This is a genomic window from Ralstonia condita (assembly GCF_958405655.1).
In the GTDB taxonomy this organism is placed as follows: domain Bacteria; phylum Pseudomonadota; class Gammaproteobacteria; order Burkholderiales; family Burkholderiaceae; genus Ralstonia; species Ralstonia condita.
Genome location: NZ_CATYWO010000001.1, coordinates 229,364 through 248,325, shown reverse-complemented (window position 1 = coordinate 248,325; position 18,962 = coordinate 229,364). Strand labels below are relative to the sequence as shown.

Annotated in this window: 20 protein-coding genes; 17 read left to right on the top strand and 3 right to left on the bottom strand. The window is 66.9% G+C overall.

Annotated elements, in window-relative coordinates:
- Positions 1-5: 5 nt before the first annotated feature.
- Positions 6-659, bottom strand: a complete 654-nt coding sequence (locus R2N03_RS01120; RefSeq protein WP_316654084.1) for a VTT domain-containing protein — start codon at positions 657-659, stop codon at positions 6-8.
- A 114-nt stretch (positions 660-773) separates the two neighbouring features.
- Between R2N03_RS01120 and mutL the strand changes: the two genes are divergently transcribed.
- The 8 genes from mutL to R2N03_RS01080 all read left to right on the top strand — a co-directional run bounded on the left by mutL (position 774) and on the right by R2N03_RS01080 (position 8,115).
- A complete protein-coding gene (gene mutL / locus R2N03_RS01115; protein WP_316654082.1) occupies positions 774-2,669 on the top strand; it encodes a DNA mismatch repair endonuclease MutL in 1,896 nt (631 codons plus the stop codon).
- A 13-nt stretch (positions 2,670-2,682) separates the two neighbouring features.
- Positions 2,683-3,660 (top strand): tRNA (adenosine(37)-N6)-dimethylallyltransferase MiaA, encoded by a 978-nt coding sequence (gene miaA / locus R2N03_RS01110; RefSeq protein ID WP_316654080.1) that lies wholly within the window; start codon positions 2,683-2,685, stop codon positions 3,658-3,660.
- Positions 3,657-4,187, top strand: coding sequence for a GNAT family N-acetyltransferase (locus tag R2N03_RS01105; protein ID WP_316654078.1), 531 nt, complete (start codon positions 3,657-3,659; stop codon positions 4,185-4,187). Before miaA ends, R2N03_RS01105 begins: the two co-directional genes overlap by 4 nt.
- Positions 4,188-4,269: 82 nt before the next feature.
- Complete coding sequence (locus R2N03_RS01100; protein WP_316654076.1) at positions 4,270-5,010, top strand: 2OG-Fe(II) oxygenase; 741 nt, start codon at positions 4,270-4,272, stop codon at positions 5,008-5,010.
- 10 nt (positions 5,011-5,020) lie between these two features.
- Positions 5,021-5,677, top strand: coding sequence for a DNA oxidative demethylase AlkB (gene alkB, locus R2N03_RS01095; protein WP_316654073.1), 657 nt, complete (start codon positions 5,021-5,023; stop codon positions 5,675-5,677).
- 1 nt (position 5,678) lies between these two features.
- A complete protein-coding gene (locus R2N03_RS01090) occupies positions 5,679-6,341 on the top strand; it encodes a DNA-3-methyladenine glycosylase family protein (RefSeq protein WP_316654070.1) in 663 nt (220 codons plus the stop codon).
- Between the two features lie 199 nt (positions 6,342-6,540).
- Entirely contained in the window at positions 6,541-7,617 is a 1,077-nt protein-coding gene (gene ada / locus R2N03_RS01085; protein ID WP_316654068.1) for a bifunctional DNA-binding transcriptional regulator/O6-methylguanine-DNA methyltransferase Ada, read from the top strand.
- 63 nt (positions 7,618-7,680) lie between these two features.
- On the top strand, positions 7,681-8,115 hold the full coding sequence (locus R2N03_RS01080; RefSeq protein WP_316654066.1) for a hypothetical protein: 435 nt from the start codon (positions 7,681-7,683) through the stop codon (positions 8,113-8,115).
- 72 nt (positions 8,116-8,187) lie between these two features.
- Here the strand turns inward: R2N03_RS01080 and purM are convergent, their stop codons facing one another.
- Positions 8,188-9,258 (bottom strand): phosphoribosylformylglycinamidine cyclo-ligase, encoded by a 1,071-nt coding sequence (gene purM, locus R2N03_RS01075; protein WP_316654064.1) that lies wholly within the window; start codon positions 9,256-9,258, stop codon positions 8,188-8,190.
- A 155-nt stretch (positions 9,259-9,413) separates the two neighbouring features.
- Here purM and R2N03_RS01070 point away from each other — a divergent pair, with 155 nt between their 5' ends.
- The 9 genes from R2N03_RS01070 to R2N03_RS01030 all read left to right on the top strand — a co-directional run bounded on the left by R2N03_RS01070 (position 9,414) and on the right by R2N03_RS01030 (position 17,121).
- On the top strand, positions 9,414-10,484 hold the full coding sequence (locus R2N03_RS01070) for an AI-2E family transporter (RefSeq protein ID WP_316654060.1): 1,071 nt from the start codon (positions 9,414-9,416) through the stop codon (positions 10,482-10,484).
- 35 nt (positions 10,485-10,519) lie between these two features.
- The gene (gene hda / locus R2N03_RS01065; protein ID WP_316654058.1) at positions 10,520-11,221 is read left to right on the top strand and encodes a DnaA regulatory inactivator Hda; all 702 of its coding nucleotides are present in this window, start codon (positions 10,520-10,522) and stop codon (positions 11,219-11,221) included.
- A gap of 51 nt (positions 11,222-11,272) precedes the next feature.
- The gene (locus tag R2N03_RS01060) at positions 11,273-11,947 is read left to right on the top strand and encodes a histidinol-phosphatase (RefSeq protein WP_316654057.1); all 675 of its coding nucleotides are present in this window, start codon (positions 11,273-11,275) and stop codon (positions 11,945-11,947) included.
- Positions 11,948-11,959: 12 nt separating this feature from the next.
- Positions 11,960-13,513, top strand: coding sequence for a polynucleotide adenylyltransferase PcnB (gene pcnB, locus R2N03_RS01055; protein ID WP_316654055.1), 1,554 nt, complete (start codon positions 11,960-11,962; stop codon positions 13,511-13,513).
- Positions 13,510-14,025, top strand: a complete 516-nt coding sequence (folK, locus tag R2N03_RS01050; protein ID WP_316654053.1) for a 2-amino-4-hydroxy-6-hydroxymethyldihydropteridine diphosphokinase — start codon at positions 13,510-13,512, stop codon at positions 14,023-14,025. Before pcnB ends, folK begins: the two co-directional genes overlap by 4 nt.
- 152 nt (positions 14,026-14,177) lie before the next feature.
- Complete coding sequence (locus R2N03_RS01045; RefSeq protein WP_316654051.1) at positions 14,178-14,822, top strand: deoxynucleoside kinase; 645 nt, start codon at positions 14,178-14,180, stop codon at positions 14,820-14,822.
- Positions 14,823-14,888: 66 nt separating this feature from the next.
- Complete coding sequence (panB, locus tag R2N03_RS01040) at positions 14,889-15,707, top strand: 3-methyl-2-oxobutanoate hydroxymethyltransferase (RefSeq protein ID WP_316654050.1); 819 nt, start codon at positions 14,889-14,891, stop codon at positions 15,705-15,707.
- Positions 15,708-15,718: 11 nt separating this feature from the next.
- Entirely contained in the window at positions 15,719-16,426 is a 708-nt protein-coding gene (locus tag R2N03_RS01035) for an ABC transporter permease (protein ID WP_316654048.1), read from the top strand.
- Entirely contained in the window at positions 16,423-17,121 is a 699-nt protein-coding gene (locus tag R2N03_RS01030; protein WP_316654046.1) for an ATP-binding cassette domain-containing protein, read from the top strand. The genes R2N03_RS01035 and R2N03_RS01030 overlap by 4 nt, the downstream gene beginning before the upstream one ends.
- Here R2N03_RS01030 and R2N03_RS01025 read toward each other — a convergent pair.
- Positions 17,065-18,954 carry a bifunctional chorismate-binding protein/class IV aminotransferase gene (locus R2N03_RS01025; protein ID WP_316654044.1) on the bottom strand — a complete coding sequence of 630 codons (1,890 nt, stop codon included), beginning with the start codon at positions 18,952-18,954 and terminating at the stop codon, positions 17,065-17,067. The two genes, R2N03_RS01030 and R2N03_RS01025, sit on opposite strands and share 57 nt — an antisense overlap.
- Positions 18,955-18,962 lie beyond the last annotated feature (8 nt).

Sequence of the window (18,962 nt, the reverse complement as noted above, 5' to 3'; positions counted from 1 at the left end):
CTCGCTTATTTCGGCGCGACCGTGCGGCGCCGGAGCAACTTCCACAGCCCGCCGAGCGCGAGCGGCACAATCGCCGCGCCAAGGCCGATCAGCACGATCGTGTTCAGGTGATCCCGGATGACCGGCACGTTGCCGAACGCCTCGCCAGACAACACCAGGATCGCCACCCACAGCACCGCGCCGATCATGTTGAAGAGCTGGAACTTGGCGAACGTCATCTTCGACACACCCGCCACGAACGGCGCGAACGTGCGCACCACCGGAATGAAGCGCGCCATCACCAGCGTCTTGCCGCCGTGGCGTTCATAGAATGCGTGCGTCTTGAGCAGCGCTTTGTGGTCCAGGAAGCGTATGTGACCGTCGAACACCTTGGGACCGATCCACGCACCCACGAAGTAGTTCATGGTGTTGCCCGTCACCGCCGCAATCACGAGCAGCACGATCAGCAGCCAGGCGTCCATCTGGCCCGTCGCGCACATGGCGCCGGCAATGAAGAGCAGCGTGTCACCGGGCAGGAATGGCAGCACCACCAAGCCGGTTTCGGCAAACACGATGGCGAAGAGCAGCACATACACCCACGCGCCGTACTGCTGAATGAGCAGGCCCAGCGATTTGTCGACATGCAGGACGATGTCGAGCAGTTGCGTCACGATATCCAAACCAACCCCCGATTGAGCAGCGGCAAATGATACCGGATGTCAATTGGATGGCCCCCGGTACGTGTCGGCCCTGCGTCGGTGCGACGCACGGAAGCTGACATTTATAATGCCGCGATGACTTCCGCCACCGCCTCCCGCCGCCCCATCCGCCCGCTTCCGGACCAGCTGATCAGCCAGATCGCGGCCGGAGAAGTGGTCGAACGGCCAGCGTCCGTGGTCAAGGAGCTGCTGGAAAACGCCCTGGACGCCGGTGCCACGCAACTCCAGATCAAGCTGGAAGAAGGTGGCGTGCGCCGCATTGCCATTACCGACAACGGCGGCGGCATTCCGGCCGACGAACTGCCCGTCGCGCTGATGCGCCATGCGACCAGCAAGATCGGCTCGCTGGAAGAGCTGGAATCCGTAGCGACGCTGGGTTTTCGTGGCGAGGCGCTGGCCTCGATTGCGTCGGTGGCCGAACTGACGCTCACTTCGCGCACCGTGCACGACGCCCATGCCACGCAGATCATCGCCCAAAGCGGCCGCACGCAGCCTGCGTCCGGGGGCGTCGGCACCACTGTCGACGTGCAGCATCTGTACTTCAATACGCCGGCGCGCCGGAAATTCCTGAAGACCGAACAGACCGAGCTGGGCCATTGCCTGGAGGTCATTCGACGCACGGCACTTGCGCGCCCGGACGTCGCCATCTCCGTGCATCACAACGGCAAGCCGCTGGAGCACTGGAACGCCACCGCGGCGGATTCACGCACCGCGGCCGTGCTCGGCAGCGAGTTCGCCCGCGCGCGCCTGCCCTTCGAGGAACACGCCGGCGAGCTGCGCATCTTCGGCTTTGCCGGCCTGCCCACCGCCTCGCGCGGCCGGGCCGACCACCAGTTCTTCTACGTCAACGGCCGCTTCGTACGCGACCGGCTGCTCACGCACGCCGTGCGCAGCGCTTACGAGGATGTACTCCACGGCGATCGCTTTCCCGCCTACGTGCTGTGTCTCGAGCTGCCGCCCGAAGCCGTGGACGTGAACGTGCATCCGTCCAAGATCGAAGTGCGGTTCCGCGACAGCCGCGCCGTGCACCAGTTCGTCTACCACGCCGTGCAGCGCGCGCTGGCGCGGCATGCGGGCGAACAGGGCGACAGCCTGCGCACCGACATCGCCGAGGCGCCGGAGGTGGCGGCCCCGCCCTCGCCGGCCGACAACACCGCGCGCTGGATCAATCAGATGGCTGCGCGCCAGACGTCGCTCGGCATTGCGCAACCGCGTGGCGAATACCTGTCGATGATGCGCGGCGACACCACGCCGCTCGCATCGTCGCGCCCCGCCTGGATGGCCGACGTGCCGAGCGCGGCGACGCTGTTCGACGGTGGCACGGCGACCCTCGAAGCGCCGGGCACCGAAGCAGCATCCGGCGCCGTTTCACCGGCCGACGACGATGCCCATCCGCTCGGCTTTGCCGTCGCGCAGTTGCACGGCATCTACGTGCTGGCGCAGAACGCACGCGGCATGGTGCTGGTCGACATGCACGCCGCGCACGAGCGCATCCTGTACGAACAGCTCAAGGCAGCGCTCGAAGCCAGGCGCGTTGAAGTCCAGCCGCTGCTGATTCCGGTCACGTTTGCCGCGAGCGCAGTGGAAATCGGCACCGCTGAAGAATTCCGCGACACGCTCACGCTGCTGGGCTTCGACATCTCGGCCGTATCGCCCACCACGCTGGCCGTGCGCGCCGTACCGACGCTGCTGCAGAAGGCCGATGCGCAAGCCCTCGCACGGGACGTGCTGCGCGATCTCCAGTCCTATGGCGGCTCGCGTGTGCTGGCCGAGCGCCAGAACGAACTGCTCGCCACGCTGGCCTGTCATTCCGCCGTGCGTGCCAACCGCCGGCTGAACCTGGACGAAATGAACGCGTTGCTGCGCCAGATGGAAGCCACGGAACGCGCCGATCAATGCAACCACGGCCGCCCGACGTGGATCCAGCTCACGGTGGCCGATCTGGACCGCCTGTTCCTGCGCGGCCAGTAATTCAGTCACGCCGATGATCGTGTCTTCACAAACTGCGCCGCGTGCCGTCTGCCTGCTCGGCCCCACTGCGTCGGGCAAGACCGCGGCTGCGTTGAAGCTCGCCGAGCGCTGGCCGGTCGAGATCATCAGCATGGATTCGGCGCTGGTCTACCGCGGCATGGATATCGGCACCGCGAAGCCCAGCACTGAGGAGCGAGCCATCGCCCCGCACCATCTGATCGACATCATCGATCCGCTCGGGGCGTATTCCGCGGCGCAGTTCACCAACGATGCACAGGCGCTGATCGACGCCATCCGCGCGCGCGGCAAGTTGCCGCTGATCGTCGGCGGCACGATGCTGTATTACAAGGCGCTCACGCAAGGGCTCTCGGATCTGCCCGGCGCGGATCCGGCCATCCGCGCCGAGATCGACGCTGAAGCCGCGCGCGATGGCTGGCCCGCGATGCACGCAAGACTCGCACGGGTTGACCCCGTCACGGCCGCGCGGCTGCACACCACCGACGCGCAGCGCATCCAGCGCGCGCTCGAGCTGTATCGACTGACCGGCCAACCGATGTCTGCGCTGCTTGCGCGCGAAGCCGGCGCGCATGCGTTCCAGCAGCATGAAGCCGCTGCGCCGTATCTGACGATCGCACTCGAGCCCTCCGACCGCCTCGTGCTGCATGCGCGCATCGCGCAGCGGTTCGACGCGATGCTCGCCGGCGGCTTGCTCGACGAGGTGCAGGCGCTGCGCGCGCGTGGCGATCTGTCGCCCGCGCTGCCCTCGATCCGCTGCGTCGGCTACCGGCAGGCGTGGGCCTATCTCGACGGCGAGATCGACATGACCGCGTTGCGCGAACAGGGCATCGCCGCGACGCGCCAGCTCTGCAAGCGCCAGATCACGTGGCTGCGCAGCACGCCCGAGCGGCATGTCGTCGATTGCCTCGCGCCGGATTACGTCGAACAGGTCGCGCGCCTCGTCCAAACCTCTCTGGAATCCCCGTCCCAATGACAACCGTCGATACCGCCGCTACGTTCACGCTGCGTCCGGCCGCGCCGGACGACTGCGCTTCGCTCGTGCGCCTCATTACAGCGCTGGCCGAGTATGAAAAGCTCACGCATCTCGTGCAGACCACGCCTGAAGCGCTTGCCACGATGTTGTTCGGGCCGCGGCCATATGGCGAGGCGGTGCTCGCCGAAGTGGAGGGTCAGGCGGTGGGCTTTGCGCTGTTCTTTCACAATTTCTCGACCTTCCTGTGCAAGCCGGGCCTGTATCTGGAGGACCTCTTTGTCGATCCGGCGTATCGAGGCTTGGGCATCGGTAAGGCGCTGCTGATCCACCTGGCGCGGCTGGCGCAGGAACGCGGCTGCGGCCGCTTCGAATGGAGCGTGCTCGACTGGAACGCACCGTCCATCGCCTTCTACGAAGCCATGGGCGCCGACGTGCTGCCCGAGTGGCGCATCTGCCGTGCCACGGGCGAGGCCCTCGACAAGATGGCCGCCATCTCCATGCCCGCAGGCATGGCCGCGCACGGCTGAATTCGACCGCAAGCTCCGGAGTGCCGCGCGTGTTCCGGCAGGCGTAGGCTTGGCATATCGCATCTCCACCCCACGGACGCATATGCCGCCCTCCACGGCCACCGCGCGGGCAAGCGCAGGCCACCCGCCCAACCTCGATGGCATCGATTGGCATGCCTTGGAAGACACCCTCAATGACGTGGGCAGCGCCGTGCTCCCTGGGCTCCTCACGCGCGACGCCTGCGGCGCATTGGCCGCGCGCTATGCGCATGACGGTCTGTACCGCTCGCGCGTGGTCATGGAACGCCACGGTTTTGGCCGCGGCGAATATCGTTACTTTGCTTACCCGTTGCCCGGCTTGATTGCGGCGTTGCGCGCAGCGCTATACCCGCGCCTGGCTGTCATCGCCAACCGCTGGAACGATGCGTTGGCGATCGACGCACGCTTTCCGCCCGCGCACGCCGACTTCCTGCGCCGCTGCCACGATGCCGGCCAGGTGCGGCCCACGCCGCTCATCCTGCGTTACGGCCCGGGCGACTACAACTGCCTGCATCAGGACCTCTACGGCGAACACGTCTTTCCGCTGCAGGTGGCGATCCTGTTGTCCGAACCGGGCGTCGACTTTACCGGCGGCGAGTTCGTCATGACCGAGCAACGCCCGCGCATGCAGTCACGGCCCGAAGTCGTCCCGCTGCGACAGGGCGACGCGGTGATCTTTGCCGTACACCATCGCCCCGTGCAGGGCACACGGGGCGTGTACCGCGTCACCATGCGCCACGGCGTGAGCCGCGTGCGTTCCGGTCAGCGGCATACTATCGGCATCATCTTCCATGACGCGTTGTAGCCAATTCACCATGACCTCCGGCGATCTGTTTGCCGACCACCCCCCCGCCAACGATGTGCGCGTTGCCGTGGCGCCGGCCACCCTCGTCCTGCGCGGCTTTGCGCTGGCCGAGGCGCCTGCGCTGGTCGCTGCCGTGGAAAACGTGACGCAGCAGGCACCGTTTCGCCACATGGTCACGCCGGGCGGTTTCGAGATGTCGGTGGCGCTCACCAACTGTGGCCAGCTCGGCTGGACGTCCGACCGCCGTGGCTACCGCTATGCCACGCACGATCCGCTCACCGGCAACCCATGGCCGCCGCTGCCTGACCTCTTTCTTGATCTGGCAAGCCGCGCGGCCGCCGAAACAGGCTTTCCGGGCTTCGTACCCGACGCCTGCCTCATCAACCGTTACGTGCCCGGCGCACGCATGTCCTTGCATCAGGACCGCGACGAGCAGGACTTCGGCGCGCCGATCGTCTCCGTCTCGCTGGGCATGCCGGCAACATTCCTGTTCGGCGGGCACCAACGCGCCGACAAACCCCAACGCATTCCGCTCTTCCACGGCGACGTGGTGGTCTGGGGCGGCCCCGACCGCCTGCGCTACCACGGTGTGGCACCGCTCAAGGACGCTCCGCATCCGCTCCTGGGCAGCCGGCGCATCAACCTGACGTTCCGCAAGGCCGGCTGACATGACCGCCATTGCCGCCGCATCGTCCGGGCGCATCTACCGGCAAGCTGCCGATTTCCTGTCCACGCTCGACGATGACTGGGCACGCCACATCGCCGCCACCGGCCCGTGCGGCCATCAGCCCAAGCCGGCGCGCGAACCCTATGAGGCGCTCGTACGGGCCATTGCCTACCAGCAGTTGCATGCCAAGGCAGGGGACGCCACTCTGGGCCGCTTGCTGGCGCTCTACCCCGGCTCGGGCTTTCCCACGCCCGAGCAACTGCTCACCGCGGATGAAGCAGCCTTGCGCGGGTGCGGCTTCTCGGCACGCAAGCTGGCGGCTATTCGCGGCATCGCGCAGGCGACGCTCGACGGTATCGTTCCCAATCGCGACGACGCCCTCTCCATGCCGGATGAGGCGCTCATCGATCGACTGGTGAGCCTGCGCGGCGTCGGCCGCTGGACGGTCGAGATGCTGCTGATCTACTCGCTGGCGCGCACCGACGTCCTGCCGGGCGACGATTTTGGCGTGCGCGACGGCTACCGCCGGCTGAAGCGGCTTGCCGCCGCGCCACCGCGCAAGCAGATCTTGGAGATCAGCCAGGCATGGCGGCCGTACCGCACCATTGCCACCTGGTACTTGTGGCGCGTGCCCGCCGCTCAGGCGGCATCCCAGATCCCGTAGCGGTGTGCCGCAGCGGCGCAACACCGCCGGGACGTCCACTGCGGATGCCGTGCTTCCCCCGATGCTGGCCCCCGCAAACCCAGGGGGCCCTCCCTTCCACGGGATCGGAAATAGCGCCGGAATTTGACCGCAAGACCCGGAGTGCTGCCACCGTCGTGCGCCGCTACAGTACAGGCATCGATTTTCATTGCCACCTGCCATGCAAACGCCCGCCAAGATCGCCCACACCGCCACTGTCGAACACGATCCGCGCTGGGCTCGCGTGCTGGCGCGGGACCCCTCCGCAGACGGCCAATTCGTCTATGCCGTCAGGACCACCGGCGTGTATTGCCAGCCAAGCAGCACGTCACGCCTGCCGCGCCCGGAAAACGTCGAGTTCTTCGACACCGCCGCCGAGGCCGAAGCCGCCGGGTATCGCCCCAGCCGGCGCGCACGCCCCGACCAGACCGCCGCGCGCGCGCAGCAAGCCGCACTGGTTGCGGCCGCATGCCGCCGCATCGAGACCGCCGACACACAGCCCACGCTCGACGCCTTGGCGCAAGACGCCGGCTTGAGCGCCTACCACTTTCACCGCCTGTTCAAGAGCGTGACAGGCCTGACACCCAAGGGCTACGCCGCTGCGCACCGCGCCCGCAGGCTGCGGGCACGGCTGGAGCGCGGCAGCTCCGTCACCGAGGCCATTTACGATGCCGGCTTCAATGCAAGCAGCCGCTTCTATGAGGCGTCTGACAGCGTGCTCGGGATGACCGCCAGCCGCTACCGCGCGGGGGGCGCGCAGACCACGATCCGCTTTGCGGTCGGTGAATGTTCGCTTGGGTCCATCCTGGTGGCGCAAAGCGACCGCGGCATCTGCGCGATCCTGATGGGCGACGATCCGGACGCGCTCGCACGCGACTTGCAAGACACCTTCCCCAAGGCCGACCTGATCGGCGGCGATGCGGGATTTGAACAATTGGTCGCGCGCGTCGTGGGGCTGATTGAAGCGCCCTCCCTGGGCCTGGACTTGCCCTTGGACGTGCGCGGCACGGCGTTTCAGGAGCGCGTCTGGCAGGCACTGCGGGAAGTGCCTCCCGGCAGCACGACCAGCTACGCTGAAATTGCGGCCCGCATCGGCGCGCCCAGGGCGATCCGGGCAGTGGCTCAAGCCTGCGCGGCCAACCATATCGCCGTGGCCATCCCGTGCCATCGCGTGATCCGGCGCGACGGCAGCACCTCGGGCTATCGCTGGGGCGTGGAGCGCAAGCGCGCGCTGCTGGAACGGGAAGCGCAATCCTGAGGCGGTCGGTGCATGACAGGGGTAAAGTCGCGGTTTTCTGACCGAAACGATATGCAGCGCATCATGACCCGCCCCCTGCTCCTTGCCATGCTGACCGCCTTTGCGCTGGCGGCCTGCGGCCGCTCGACCGAGACACCCAAGCCCACCAGCACGCCCGTGCCCGCCTCTTCGCCGGCAGCCAGCGCCGCAAGCCTGCCTGCCCCGGCCGGCGCGAGCACACCCGCCCTCAGTGAGGCAGAACAGGACAAGGCGATCGATTTGGCGCGCGCTGCGCTCCAGAAGTCCGGGCTGACCAGCCTGTCACCCGACTGCCTCTCGTTTCTGGCCACGCCGGAAGACGCGGCGCACGTCAGCGTCGATGTGCTGGAAAACCACACGCCCGCCTGTGGTGGCGACCCGAACACGGCACCGCGTGTGGTGACACTGTTGATCGACAAGAACACCGGAGCGGTGCAGAGAGACGACCCCGCGACGGGTGAGTATGTGCCGCTGAAGTAAGCCGCCCGCACTCGTCAGCCATAAAAAAACCGCCGAGTGCATCGGCGGTTTTCTGTTGCTTGGAGCGTCGCTTCAGACGACGATCGTCTGTGCTTCGCCCGCCTGGCGAGCGCGGATCTCGCCGAGCTGGTAGACCGTTTCACCCGCGGCCTGCAGGTGGGCCATCGCCGCCGGGGCATCGGCCGCCGACACGATCACGACCATGCCGATACCGCAGTTGAACACGCGGTGCATCTCGGCATCGGCCACGTTGCCGGCCTTCTGCAGCCACTGGAACAGCGGCGGCAGCGTCCAGGCGTCCTTGTGCAGCACGGCGGTCAGGTTGTCTTGCAGCACGCGCGGCACGTTTTCGGTCAAGCCGCCGCCGGTGATGTGGGCCATGCCCTTGACGGTCAGCTTCTCCATCAGCGCCAGCAGCGGCTTCACGTAGATGCGCGTCGGCGCCATGATGGCGTCCTGCAGGCGCTGGCCGTGGAAGTCGGCGTTCAGATCCGGGCGCGACACCTCGATGATCTTGCGCACCAGCGAGTAGCCGTTCGAATGCGCACCCGACGAGGCCAGGCCCAGCACCACGTCGCCCTCGGCAATGGTCGTGCCGTCGATGATCTTGCGCTTTTCGACCGCGCCGACGGCAAAGCCGGCCAGGTCGTATTCGCCGTCCGGGTACATGCTCGGCATTTCAGCGGTTTCGCCGCCGATCAGCGCGCAGCCGGCCAGCTCGCAACCCTGGGCGATGCCCTTGACGACGGTGGCAGCGGTGTCGACGTCGAGCTTGCCGCAGGCGAAGTAATCCAGGAAGAACAGCGGCTCGGCGCCCTGCACGAGGATGTCGTTCACGCTCATGGCAACCAGATCCTGGCCCACCGTGTCGTGGCGGTTCAGCGCAAAGGCCAGCTTGAGCTTGGTGCCCACGCCGTCCGTGCCGGACACCAGCACGGGCTCCTGATACTTCTTGGACAGCTCGAACAGCGCGCCGAAGCCGCCGATGCCGCCCAGCACGCCTTCGCGCATGGTGCGCTTGGCAAACGGCTTGATGCGGTCGACAAGGGCGTCACCCGCCTCGATATCGACGCCCGCGTCGCGGTAGGACAGGCCGCTGGATGCGGATACGGCGGATGCGGATGGGGTTTCGGAAGCGCTCATACAGTCGTCAGAATGAAAAATATGCGGTGGCGCGCGGCGGAGACGCCACAAAGGCTGGACCCGCCGGTCCAGTAAAATCGCGATTTTACCGGATGCGGCCTCCCCGATGGCCGCTTTTCAGGTTGACCAATGCGCCACAGGAACCCACACCGCCCATGAACGCGCCCATGCTGACGCAGGAAACCAAGCGCACGCTGGCTTGGCTTGCCGTGGCGGTCCTCTTCCTGGCGCTGCTCAAGCTGCTGGCGCCCACGCTGACGCCCTTCGTGTTCGCGTTCATCCTGTCGTACATCCTGCATCCGGGCGTCCACTGGCTGCAACGCCACCGCGTGCCGCGTGTTTTCAGCGTGTTCCTGATGATCGTGGTGCTGAGCATCGTCGGCGTGGCGCTGACGCTGCTGGTGCTGGCCGTGCTGCAGAAAGAGATCCCGGCGATCCGCGAGCAGTTGCCCGGCATGCTGGCCAAGGTCAACGCGGTGCTCTCACCCCGGCTGGCAGAACTGGGCGTGCATGTGCGATTCGACTTCCCCGGCCTGCGCCGCCTGCTGTCGGATCAGCTCGCGGCAAGCCCGGACGACGTGATGGCCACGACGCTGAACTACCTGCGCGTGTCGGGCTCGGCCGCCGCACAGGTGCTGGGGATGGTCTTCCTCGTGCCGATCGTGATGTTCTACCTGCTGATGGACTGGAACATGCTCATGCGGCGCCTGGAGACTGCCGTGCCGCGTCGCTGGCTGGCCAAGACGCGCGAGCTGGCGGCCGAGACCGACGCCCTGCTGTCCCAGTATCTGCGCGGGCAGATCATCGTGATGCTGGTGCTGGCCGTGTACTACTCTGCCGGCCTGGCCCTGGCCGGCTTTGACGTGGCACTGCCGGTTGGCATCTTCACGGGGCTGGCGGTATTCATCCCGTACATCGGCTTTGGCGTGGGGCTGACGCTGGCTGTCCTGTCAGCCTTGCTGCAGTTCGGCAACCTGTATGGGCTGCTGGCCGTAGCGGTGGTGTATGGCATCGGCCAGTTTCTCGAAAGCTTCTATCTGACGCCCCGCCTGGTGGGCGAGCGCATCGGCCTGCATCCGCTGGCCGTCATCCTCGCCTTGCTGGCTTTTGGCCAATTGTTCGGATTTTTCGGTATCCTCCTTGCCCTGCCGATCAGTGCGGTCCTGCTGGTTGGCCTGCGGCAGATCCGCCAGCTTTATCTGAACAGCAAGCTGTACCGCGACTGAGATTGATCGACCCGCCGACCGGCGCCTCACGTTTCATGGCCACACCCGAACAGCTCCCGCTCGAACTCGGCGCGACACCCGCCCCGACCTTCGACAACTTCGTCGCCACCGGCAACGAAGAAGCGGTGCTGCGCCTGCGCGCCCTGATCCCGCAGGTGGTGGACGGCACGGCCACCGACCGCCTCGTCTATCTCTGGGGCGAATCCGGCAGCGGCCGCAGCCACTTGCTGCAGGCCATCTGCGCCCAGGCCGAGGCCGGAGGCTACGAAGCCCGCACGCTGGAGCCCGACGCCCCGCCCGAAGCCTTCGAGTTTGATCCCGCCATCACGGTCTGGACCATCGATGACGCCGAGCGCCTGGACGAATGGGCCCAGATCGCTGTCTTCAACCTGGTCAATGAAGTGCGCGCGCATCCCCACATGGCCCTCATCATTGCCGGAGCAGCGGCGCCGATGTCGATGCCGCTGCGGGAAGACCTGCGCACCCGGCTCGGCTGGGGCCTCGTCTACTGGTTGCGTCCGCTGTCCGACGCCGACAAGGCGGAAGCGCTGCGCCAGGCCGCCCGCGAGCGCGGCATGCAGCTCTCGGCGGATGTCCCCCAGTGGCTTGTCACGCACTCCTACCGCGACATGCCAAGCCTGATGGCGCTGCTGGACGCGCTGGACACCTATTCGCTCGCCCGCAAACGCGCTGTCACGCTGCCGCTCGTGCGCGAGATGCTCGCGCGGATCAAGTGAATCGGGGGCCGGCACGGTTGGCGACGTCACCTTCGGGTAAAATCGCGCCCCATGAATCTGGCCCTCTTTGACCTCGATCACACCCTGATCCCCACCGACAGCGACCACGAGTGGGGGCGTTTCCTTATCCGCCTCGGCGTGGTGGACGAAGCCGAGTACCAGCGCAAGAACGATCAGTTCTATGCCGACTACAAGGCCGGCACGCTGGACATCCACGCTTTCCTGCGCTTTGCGCTGGCGCCGCTCGCCGCCCACTCCCGAAATACCCTGGCCCAGTGGCACGCTGAGTTCATGCAGGACGTGATCCGCCCGAAGATCACCCCGCAGGCCCAGGCGCTCGTCTACAAGCATCTGGACGCCGGCGACCTCTGCTGCGTGGTCACTGCCACCAACAGCTTCGTCACCCGCCCCATCGCAGAAGCCTTTGGCATCGAACACCTCATCGCCACCGAGCCCGCCACGGCAGACGGCACGCCCCTGGGCCCCTTCACCGGGGACGTGGCCGGCACGCCGAGCTTCCGCGAAGGCAAGGTCGCACGCGTGCATGAATGGCTGGCCGATATGGGCCGCGGCTGGAGCGACTTCGAGCACAGCACTTTCTACAGCGATTCGGCCAACGATGTGCCGTTGCTGGAAGAAGTGACCGACCCCGTCGCCACCAACCCCGACGATACGCTGCGCAACCTCGCGGCCGCGCGCCACTGGCGCATCATGGATCTCTTCTAAGCAGGGCGCGGTGTGATCAAGAAACTCATCAATCGTCTGCTGGGCAAGACCAGTGCCGAGCCGGCCGCTCTGGCCGAACCAGGAACACCTGCGGCCAAGAAGACCCGCACGCCCAAGACGCCCAAGCCGCGCGTCAAGTCTGCCGACGGCGTACCGCGCGAGGCGCGGGTGTGGAGCGTCGAAGAGCATGGCATCGATCCCAAGCTGCTGTCCCGCAATGCGGTCAAGGTCACGTCGACGCTGCAGGAAGCCGGCTACGACGCCTTCATCGTGGGCGGTGCGGTGCGGGATCTGCTGCTGGGCATCAAGCCGAAGGACTTCGATGTCGCGACCAACGCCACGCCCGACCAGGTGCAGGCGCTGTTCCGGCGCTCACGCATCATCGGACGCCGGTTCCAGATCGTGCACGTCACGTTCTACGGCGGACGAGATCAGGAAATCATCGAAGTCTCAACCTTCCGCGCGCTCGTCGATGCCGTGGATGCCGAGCAGGTGCCCGCCGGCAAGCGCGTCAAGCGCACCGAACTGGACCATCACACGCACGCCGTCGACGCCAGCGGCCGCGTGCTGCGCGACAACGTCTGGGGCACGCAGGCTGAAGATGCCACCCGCCGCGACTTCACGGTCAACGCGATGTACTACAACCCTGCCGACCAGACCGTCCACGACTACCATCGCGGCATGGAAGACATGCGCGGCCGCACGCTGCGCATGATCGGCGACCCGCATACCCGTTACCGCGAAGATCCGGTGCGCATGCTGCGCGTGGTGCGTTTCGCGGCCAAGACCGGCTTCGACATCGACCCCGCCACGCGCGCACCGATCGCCGAACTGGGGCCGCTGATCCACAACGTGCCGGCCGCCCGCCTGTTCGACGAGATGCTCAAGCTGCTGATGTCCGGCCACGCCTGGGCCTCGTTGCAGGAACTGCGCAAGGCGGGGCTGCACAGCGGCCTGCTGCCCTTGCTGGATGTGGCCATCGAGCAGCCGATGGGCCAGCGCTTCGTCCAGCTCGCGCTCGACAACACCGATGATCGCGTCAAGGCCGGCAAGCCGGTTTCGCCAGGGTTCCTGTTTGCTTCGCTGCTGTGGCACCACGTCGTCGAGCATTGGAGCCGCCGCCGCGCCGCCGGCGAGCCCCTCATCCCCGCGCTGCACACGGCCATGGATGAAGTGCTTGACCGTCAGACCGAGCAGCTCGCCATTCAGCGGCGCTTCACGGCGGACATGAAAGAGATCTGGAGCATGCAGCCGCGCTTTGAAAAGCGCAGTGGCCGCATGCCCTACCGCTTGCTCGAATCGCCGCGCTTCCGTGCCGGCTACGACTTCCTCGTCCTGCGCTGCGCATCGGGCGAATTGCCACAGGAACTCGCCGACTGGTGGACGGCTTTCCAGAACGCCGACGGCGAAACGCGTGAAGCGCTCATGATCCAGGCCAAGCATGCGCCAGCCGCGACGGGACATACCGCCACGACGGCCGCGGGCAAGCGCCGGCGCCGCCGACGCGGACCGGCAAAATCGGATACAGTCGGGAACGTTAGTCCGGAAGGTTCGGAGGAAACGTGAAGACAGTGGCGTACATCGGTATCGGCGCCAACCTGGGCGATGCCCGCCAGGCAGTGAAGGACGCCGTGGTCTGCCTCGCCCAGCGGATAGGTATCACGGTCACGGCTAAGTCGAGCCTGTACCGCAGCGCCCCGGTGGAATCCAGCGGCGACGACTACATCAACGCCGTGGTGCAGATCGACACGCACTTCACGGCTGACCAGCTGCTCCGCATCTGTCATCACATCGAAGACCAGTTCGGCCGCGAGCGCCCATTTCACAACGCGCCGCGCACGCTGGACCTGGACCTGCTCCTCTACGGCGACCACGTCCTGACCTCGCCTGAGTTGACCGTGCCGCACCCGCGTGTGGGCCAGCGCGCCTTCACGCTACTGCCGCTGCACGAACTGGCGCCCGACCTCGTGATTCCGGGCATCGGCGCCGTCGCCGAACTGCTGCCGGGCGTGGCTGACCAGCGCATCGAAAAGATCACGATGTGCCAGTGCATGCGTGCCAGGCAGTCGACCGCCTGAGAACGCGTCCATGATCCTGCCGCGCGACCTGATCTTGGCGCTGCGAAGCTTGCCGCACGCGTGTCAGGCCACGCTTCGCTCGACAACCGTCTGCCGCTCGCCGTGGGCGCGAAACGCGCTCAGCCACCCACACCCCGCAAGGCTTCCTGCCGATGGCACTTGATCACCTGCGCCGCATCGTCGTTGAAGGGCCTATCGGCGTGGGGAAGACCGCGCTGGCCCAGCGCCTGGCTGACCACTTGCGTGCGGCCACGTTTTTCGAGACACCTGCGAATAACACCTTCCTGCCGCGGTTCTACGAAGATCCAGCGCGCTATGCGCTGCCGGTGCAGTTGCGCTTTCTGCTGCAACGCGCGGAGCGCCTTAAAGCATGGCACAAGGCCACGCTAGCCGGCGAGCGTCTCGTTGCCGACAGTTTCCTGCCGCGCGACCGCCTGTTCGCCCAGCTCACGCTGCCGGCCGATGAACTCGCGCTGTACGATGCCATGGCCCACGCGCTGGCGCTCCCCCAGCAGCGCATCGACTTGGTCATCTGCCTGCAAGCCCGCGCCGAAGACCTCCTGCCGCGCATTACCAAACGCGCCGTGTCGTACGAAACGGGCATCGACGCCGAATATCTCGAACGTATCTGCGCTGCATACGGCGAGCTGTTTCTGTATTACGATGCCGCACCGACGCTGATTGTCGACACTGCGGCCTTCGACCCCGCAGGCAACGACGACGATTTCCGCACCTTGCTCGCCCGCATCGACGCGATGCGCGGGCCCAAGGAATTCATCAAGCTGGCAACGCGATAGCGGGTCCGCCACATGGGTGGCGTGGGCCGAGCCATTGCGGCGCCCAATTCCATTCCAGTCCAGTCCATGAGCTATCTCCAGGAATCGAACCGCAAGGCTGTCACGGTGACTGCGCTGCAGGCCATGCGCGCCGCCGGCGAACGCATCGCCATGCTGACCGCCTATGACGCCAGCTTCGCCGCCCTGATGGACCGCAACGGCGCGGACGTGCTGCTCGTCGGGGATTCGCTCGGCAACGTGATGCAGGGTCAGAAGACCACGCTGCCAGTCACACTCGAACACATCGTCTATCACACGGAATGCGTGTCACGCGGCATCGACAAGGCGCTGCTCGTCTCCGACCTGCCGTTTGGCACCTACGGCACGCCCGAGCAAGCGTTCCACAGCGCCGTGCGTGTCATGCAGGCCGGCGCGCAGATGGTCAAGCTCGAAGGCGGCGTGTGGTTGGCGCCGACCATCAGGTTCCTTGTTGAACGCAGCATCCCCGTGTGCGCGCATATCGGGCTGACCCCCCAATCGGTGCATGCCTTCGGCGGCTTCAAGGTGCAGGGCCGCGGCGATGAAGCGGCCGCGCAGCTCAAGGCTGACGCGCTGGCCGTGCAGGACGCGGGCGCGCAACTCGTCGTGATGGAAGCGATTCCCGCCACGCTGGCCGGTGAGGTGACGCGCCTGGTGGCCATTCCCACCATCGGCATCGGCGCCGGCCTGGAGTGCTCCGGCCAGGTGCTCGTCATGCACGACATGCTCGGCGTGTTTCCCGGCCACCGGCCCAAATTCGTACGCAATTTCATGGACGGTCAGACTACCATCGACGGTGCCGTGGCCGCATACGTGGCCGCTGTCAAGGACGGCACGTTTCCGGGCCCGGAACACATCTTCGCCTGAGTCGCACCGGCATGGAAATCTGGTCGGCCACCGTCGACGCGTTCGCCCTGCTTGCCAGCGGCGATGCTGCGTTATGGCTGATTGTCTGGACGTCGCTGAAGGTCGCCATGGCGGGGCTGCTGCTGGCGACGCCGCCGGGGCTGCTCACCGCTTACGCCATCGCCATGCACCGCTTTGCGGGGCGCCGCGCGCTGGTCGTGCTGGCCCAGGCTTCGCTGTCGTTTCCCACTGTGCTGATCGGGCTGCTGCTCTACCTGCTGCTCTCGCGCCAGGGACCGCTGGGCGGCTTCGGGCTGCTGTTCACGCAGGGCGGAATGATCCTCGGGCAGGCGGCCCTGGGCCTGCCGGTCATCGTCGCCTTCGCATTGACGACACTGGAGCGTGCCGACCCTCGCCTGGCTGAAACGGCGCGCGTGCTCGGAGCCGGGCGCATTCGACTCCTGCTGACGGTCTTTCGTGAATTGCGATTCGGTTTGATGGCGGCCGTGGTCGCAGGCTTTGGCCGTGTCATCGCAGAAGTCGGCTCCGCGCTCATGGTGGGCGGCAACATCGAGGGCGTCACCCGCACGATGACCACGGCCATCGCGCTGGAGACGAGCAAGGGAGAGTTTGCCGAGGGCATTGCGCTGGGCATCGTCTTGGTGGTGCTGGCGCTGCTCGTCAACCTTGTGCTGGCGTGGCTGCAAGGCGCTGGCAGCTATCGCGGGGAAAGCACATGAGCGCCGCCCCGCAGCCGATGATGGTGTTTGAGGGCCTGCATTGCCGCCATGGCGCGCGCCTGTTGTTCGAGATCCCGCGCCTGGCGCTATCGCCCGGACATGCGATCGTCATCACCGGTGCCAACGGCGTTGGCAAGACAACGCTACTGAGGATGCTGGCGGGGCTTGCACCGGCCGGCGCAGCGACCGTCGACCTTGGCCGTGGGCGACAACCGCTGTCGCCCTACCCCGCCGAGCTGTGTGCGCGGCTCACCTATGTGCATCAGCACCCGTATCTGTTTCGCACGTCTGTGCGTGCCAATCTGGCCTATGGGCTGACCACGGGACCGCACCGGGTGGCGCATGCGCAGTTGATCGAACGCGTGGAAGACGCGCTGCGCTGGGCCGGCCTGGCGCACGTGGTCGACGTGCCGCCCGAACGCCTGTCGGGCGGCGAGACGCAGCGCCTCGCGCTGGCCCGTGCCCGTGCGCTGCACACCGACGTGCTCCTGCTGGATGAACCCACGTCGAACCTGGACGGCGCGGCGCGCGAGCAGGTCATTGCGCTGGTCGGCGAACTGGCGGCGGAAGGCCGTGCCCTGCTGATGGTGTGCCACGACCGCGAGCTGATCAACCTGCCCGGTGTCGCGCGCTGGAAGCTAGAAAACGTCGACGGCCAGGGGCGGCTCGAAATGCGCGGGCACCACACCGCGTAGCGCGTTGCATACGGCGAGGGCCTCGGCGCGGGCAACGTCGGCGCGGGTCAGCGAACGCTCACGCAGCGGCCCTCCCAGCCACGGTGTGGCATCGTCCAGCAAGACCGAACGCATCACGCCGGGCAAGATGCCTGCCGACAGCGGCGGCGTCCACCATGCGCCATCGAGCCTGACCAGCACGGTACTGCGCCCGCCCTCTGCCAGGGTGCCGTCTGCATTGAAGAACACCGCATCAAAGGCGCCCTCGCGCTCGGCGGCCTGCCAGGCGGCGTCATAACCCGCGCGCAGCGTGGTCTTGTGCGCAGGCAGGCTGTGCGCCGCCTGGCGCGATTGCGAAGCGACGAGCAGGCGCGCCGGCCTGTCCCACGTGGCATGCAGGGGCGCGAGCGAGGCTGCCGTCACGCTGACCGCGCCGCCGGCAGCCAGTGTCAGGCGCATGCGGTATTCCCCCAGGCCAGCCAACGAAGTGCACGCGCGCGCCACTGCGCCCGCCAGGGCGGTGCGATCAAACGGAAACCCGAAAGCCTGTGCGGAACGTGCCAACCGAGCCAGATGCCGATCCAGGAGCGGCACACCATCGTGCGTGGCCCGCATCGTCTCAAACAATGCGAGCCCCGAATCCAGCGCAGTGACGAACCGCGCCTTCAACTGGCATTCTGCGAATTCCTCGTCAACCACGCTGTCGTGCACGATGCCTGAGCCGATGCCAAGTTCACCGGTACGCAGACCATCGGCGCCGGGCGCGCTCAGGACCAATGTGCGAATCGCCACGGAAAAGCATGCGTCGCCCATCGCACGATCATCGGTGGGCGCATCCACCCAACCGATGGCGCCGGTGTAGAGGCCACGAGGCTCCGGCTCCAGTGCGTCAATGATCTCCATCGTTCGCCGCTTGGGTGCGCCGGTGATGGAACCGCACGGAAACAAAGCGCGCAGGCAATCCGCCAGACTCGTGCGGGGCGGCGTCTCCGCTTCCACGGTGGAGGTCATCTGGAGCACGCTCCCGAACGGCGTCACCTCGAACAGTGCCGGCACCCGCACCGAACCCGGGCGCGCGAGGCGGCCCAGATCGTTGCGCAGCAAGTCGACAATCATGAGGTTTTCGGCGCGGTTCTTTTCGTCGGCGGCCAGCGCGATGGCGCGGGTCTCGTCGACTTCGGCGTCGCCCGTGGCGGGCGCGGTGCCTTTCATGGGCCGCGCGACGAGCCGACCCGCGCGATGCGAGAAGAAGAGTTCCGGCGAGCACGACAGGATCGCCCCGCCTTCGGGGAGTCCGATGAACGCCCCGTAGGGCACCGGCTGGCGGGTACGCAACCGCCTATACAGGGCGGCCGGCGCGCCAAACGCAGTCATGCGCAGGCGATAGGTGTAATTGACTTCGTAGGTGTCGCCCGCCGCGATCCAGTCATGGATACGCGCGATGGCGTGGGTGTAGGCAACGCGATCGACGGTGGCGGCGCGGTCGAACAGGCCGGCCTCTGCTGCTGCCTCCGGCCATCCGTCAAACAGCGCGTCAACCTCGGCTGATGACAACACCTGCATCGAGCGGAACAGCAGCACACGCAAGCGGCCATCGTGCCCGGGCAAGACGGATGGGACTGTCGGAGAGGCCGGCAGGCCGACCAGCGGCCGGCCGAATTCGTAGGGCGCAACGATGATCGCATGCAAGCCGGCGCGCCAGGCGGCGCGCAGGTCGTCATCCAGACCGTCGAGAGCACCCGCTGGCCGGCAGCATTCTCCGGCGTAATCGGTGTACCAGCGCGAACACGGCGCGCCGCGCGAGGTGGCATCGTCCAGCAGCGCGAACGGCGCGCCGGCTTCTGGCAGCTGCATGACGATGT

Excerpts from the sequence above, each read along its gene's own strand:
- miaA (WP_316654080.1), top strand. The coding sequence starts at position 2,683 with ATGATCGTGTCTTCACAAACTGCGCCGCGTGCCGTCTGCCTGCTCGGC.
- R2N03_RS01045 (WP_316654051.1), top strand. The coding sequence starts at position 14,178 with ATGGCACTTGATCACCTGCGCCGCATCGTCGTTGAAGGGCCTATCGGC.
- R2N03_RS01080 (WP_316654066.1), top strand. The coding sequence starts at position 7,681 with ATGACCCGCCCCCTGCTCCTTGCCATGCTGACCGCCTTTGCGCTGGCG.
- R2N03_RS01030 (WP_316654046.1), top strand. The coding sequence starts at position 16,423 with ATGAGCGCCGCCCCGCAGCCGATGATGGTGTTTGAGGGCCTGCATTGC.
- R2N03_RS01035 (WP_316654048.1), top strand. The coding sequence starts at position 15,719 with ATGGAAATCTGGTCGGCCACCGTCGACGCGTTCGCCCTGCTTGCCAGC.
- panB (WP_316654050.1), top strand. The coding sequence starts at position 14,889 with ATGAGCTATCTCCAGGAATCGAACCGCAAGGCTGTCACGGTGACTGCG.
- alkB (WP_316654073.1), top strand. The coding sequence starts at position 5,021 with ATGACCTCCGGCGATCTGTTTGCCGACCACCCCCCCGCCAACGATGTG.
- hda (WP_316654058.1), top strand. The coding sequence starts at position 10,520 with ATGGCCACACCCGAACAGCTCCCGCTCGAACTCGGCGCGACACCCGCC.
- mutL (WP_316654082.1), top strand. The coding sequence starts at position 774 with ATGACTTCCGCCACCGCCTCCCGCCGCCCCATCCGCCCGCTTCCGGAC.
- R2N03_RS01090 (WP_316654070.1), top strand. The coding sequence starts at position 5,679 with ATGACCGCCATTGCCGCCGCATCGTCCGGGCGCATCTACCGGCAAGCT.
- R2N03_RS01070 (WP_316654060.1), top strand. The coding sequence starts at position 9,414 with ATGAACGCGCCCATGCTGACGCAGGAAACCAAGCGCACGCTGGCTTGG.
- R2N03_RS01105 (WP_316654078.1), top strand. The coding sequence starts at position 3,657 with ATGACAACCGTCGATACCGCCGCTACGTTCACGCTGCGTCCGGCCGCG.
- ada (WP_316654068.1), top strand. The coding sequence starts at position 6,541 with ATGCAAACGCCCGCCAAGATCGCCCACACCGCCACTGTCGAACACGAT.
- R2N03_RS01060 (WP_316654057.1), top strand. The coding sequence starts at position 11,273 with ATGAATCTGGCCCTCTTTGACCTCGATCACACCCTGATCCCCACCGAC.
- purM (WP_316654064.1), bottom strand. The coding sequence starts at position 9,258 with ATGAGCGCTTCCGAAACCCCATCCGCATCCGCCGTATCCGCATCCAGC.
- R2N03_RS01025 (WP_316654044.1), bottom strand. The coding sequence starts at position 18,954 with ATGCAGCTGCCAGAAGCCGGCGCGCCGTTCGCGCTGCTGGACGATGCC.
- R2N03_RS01100 (WP_316654076.1), top strand. The coding sequence starts at position 4,270 with ATGCCGCCCTCCACGGCCACCGCGCGGGCAAGCGCAGGCCACCCGCCC.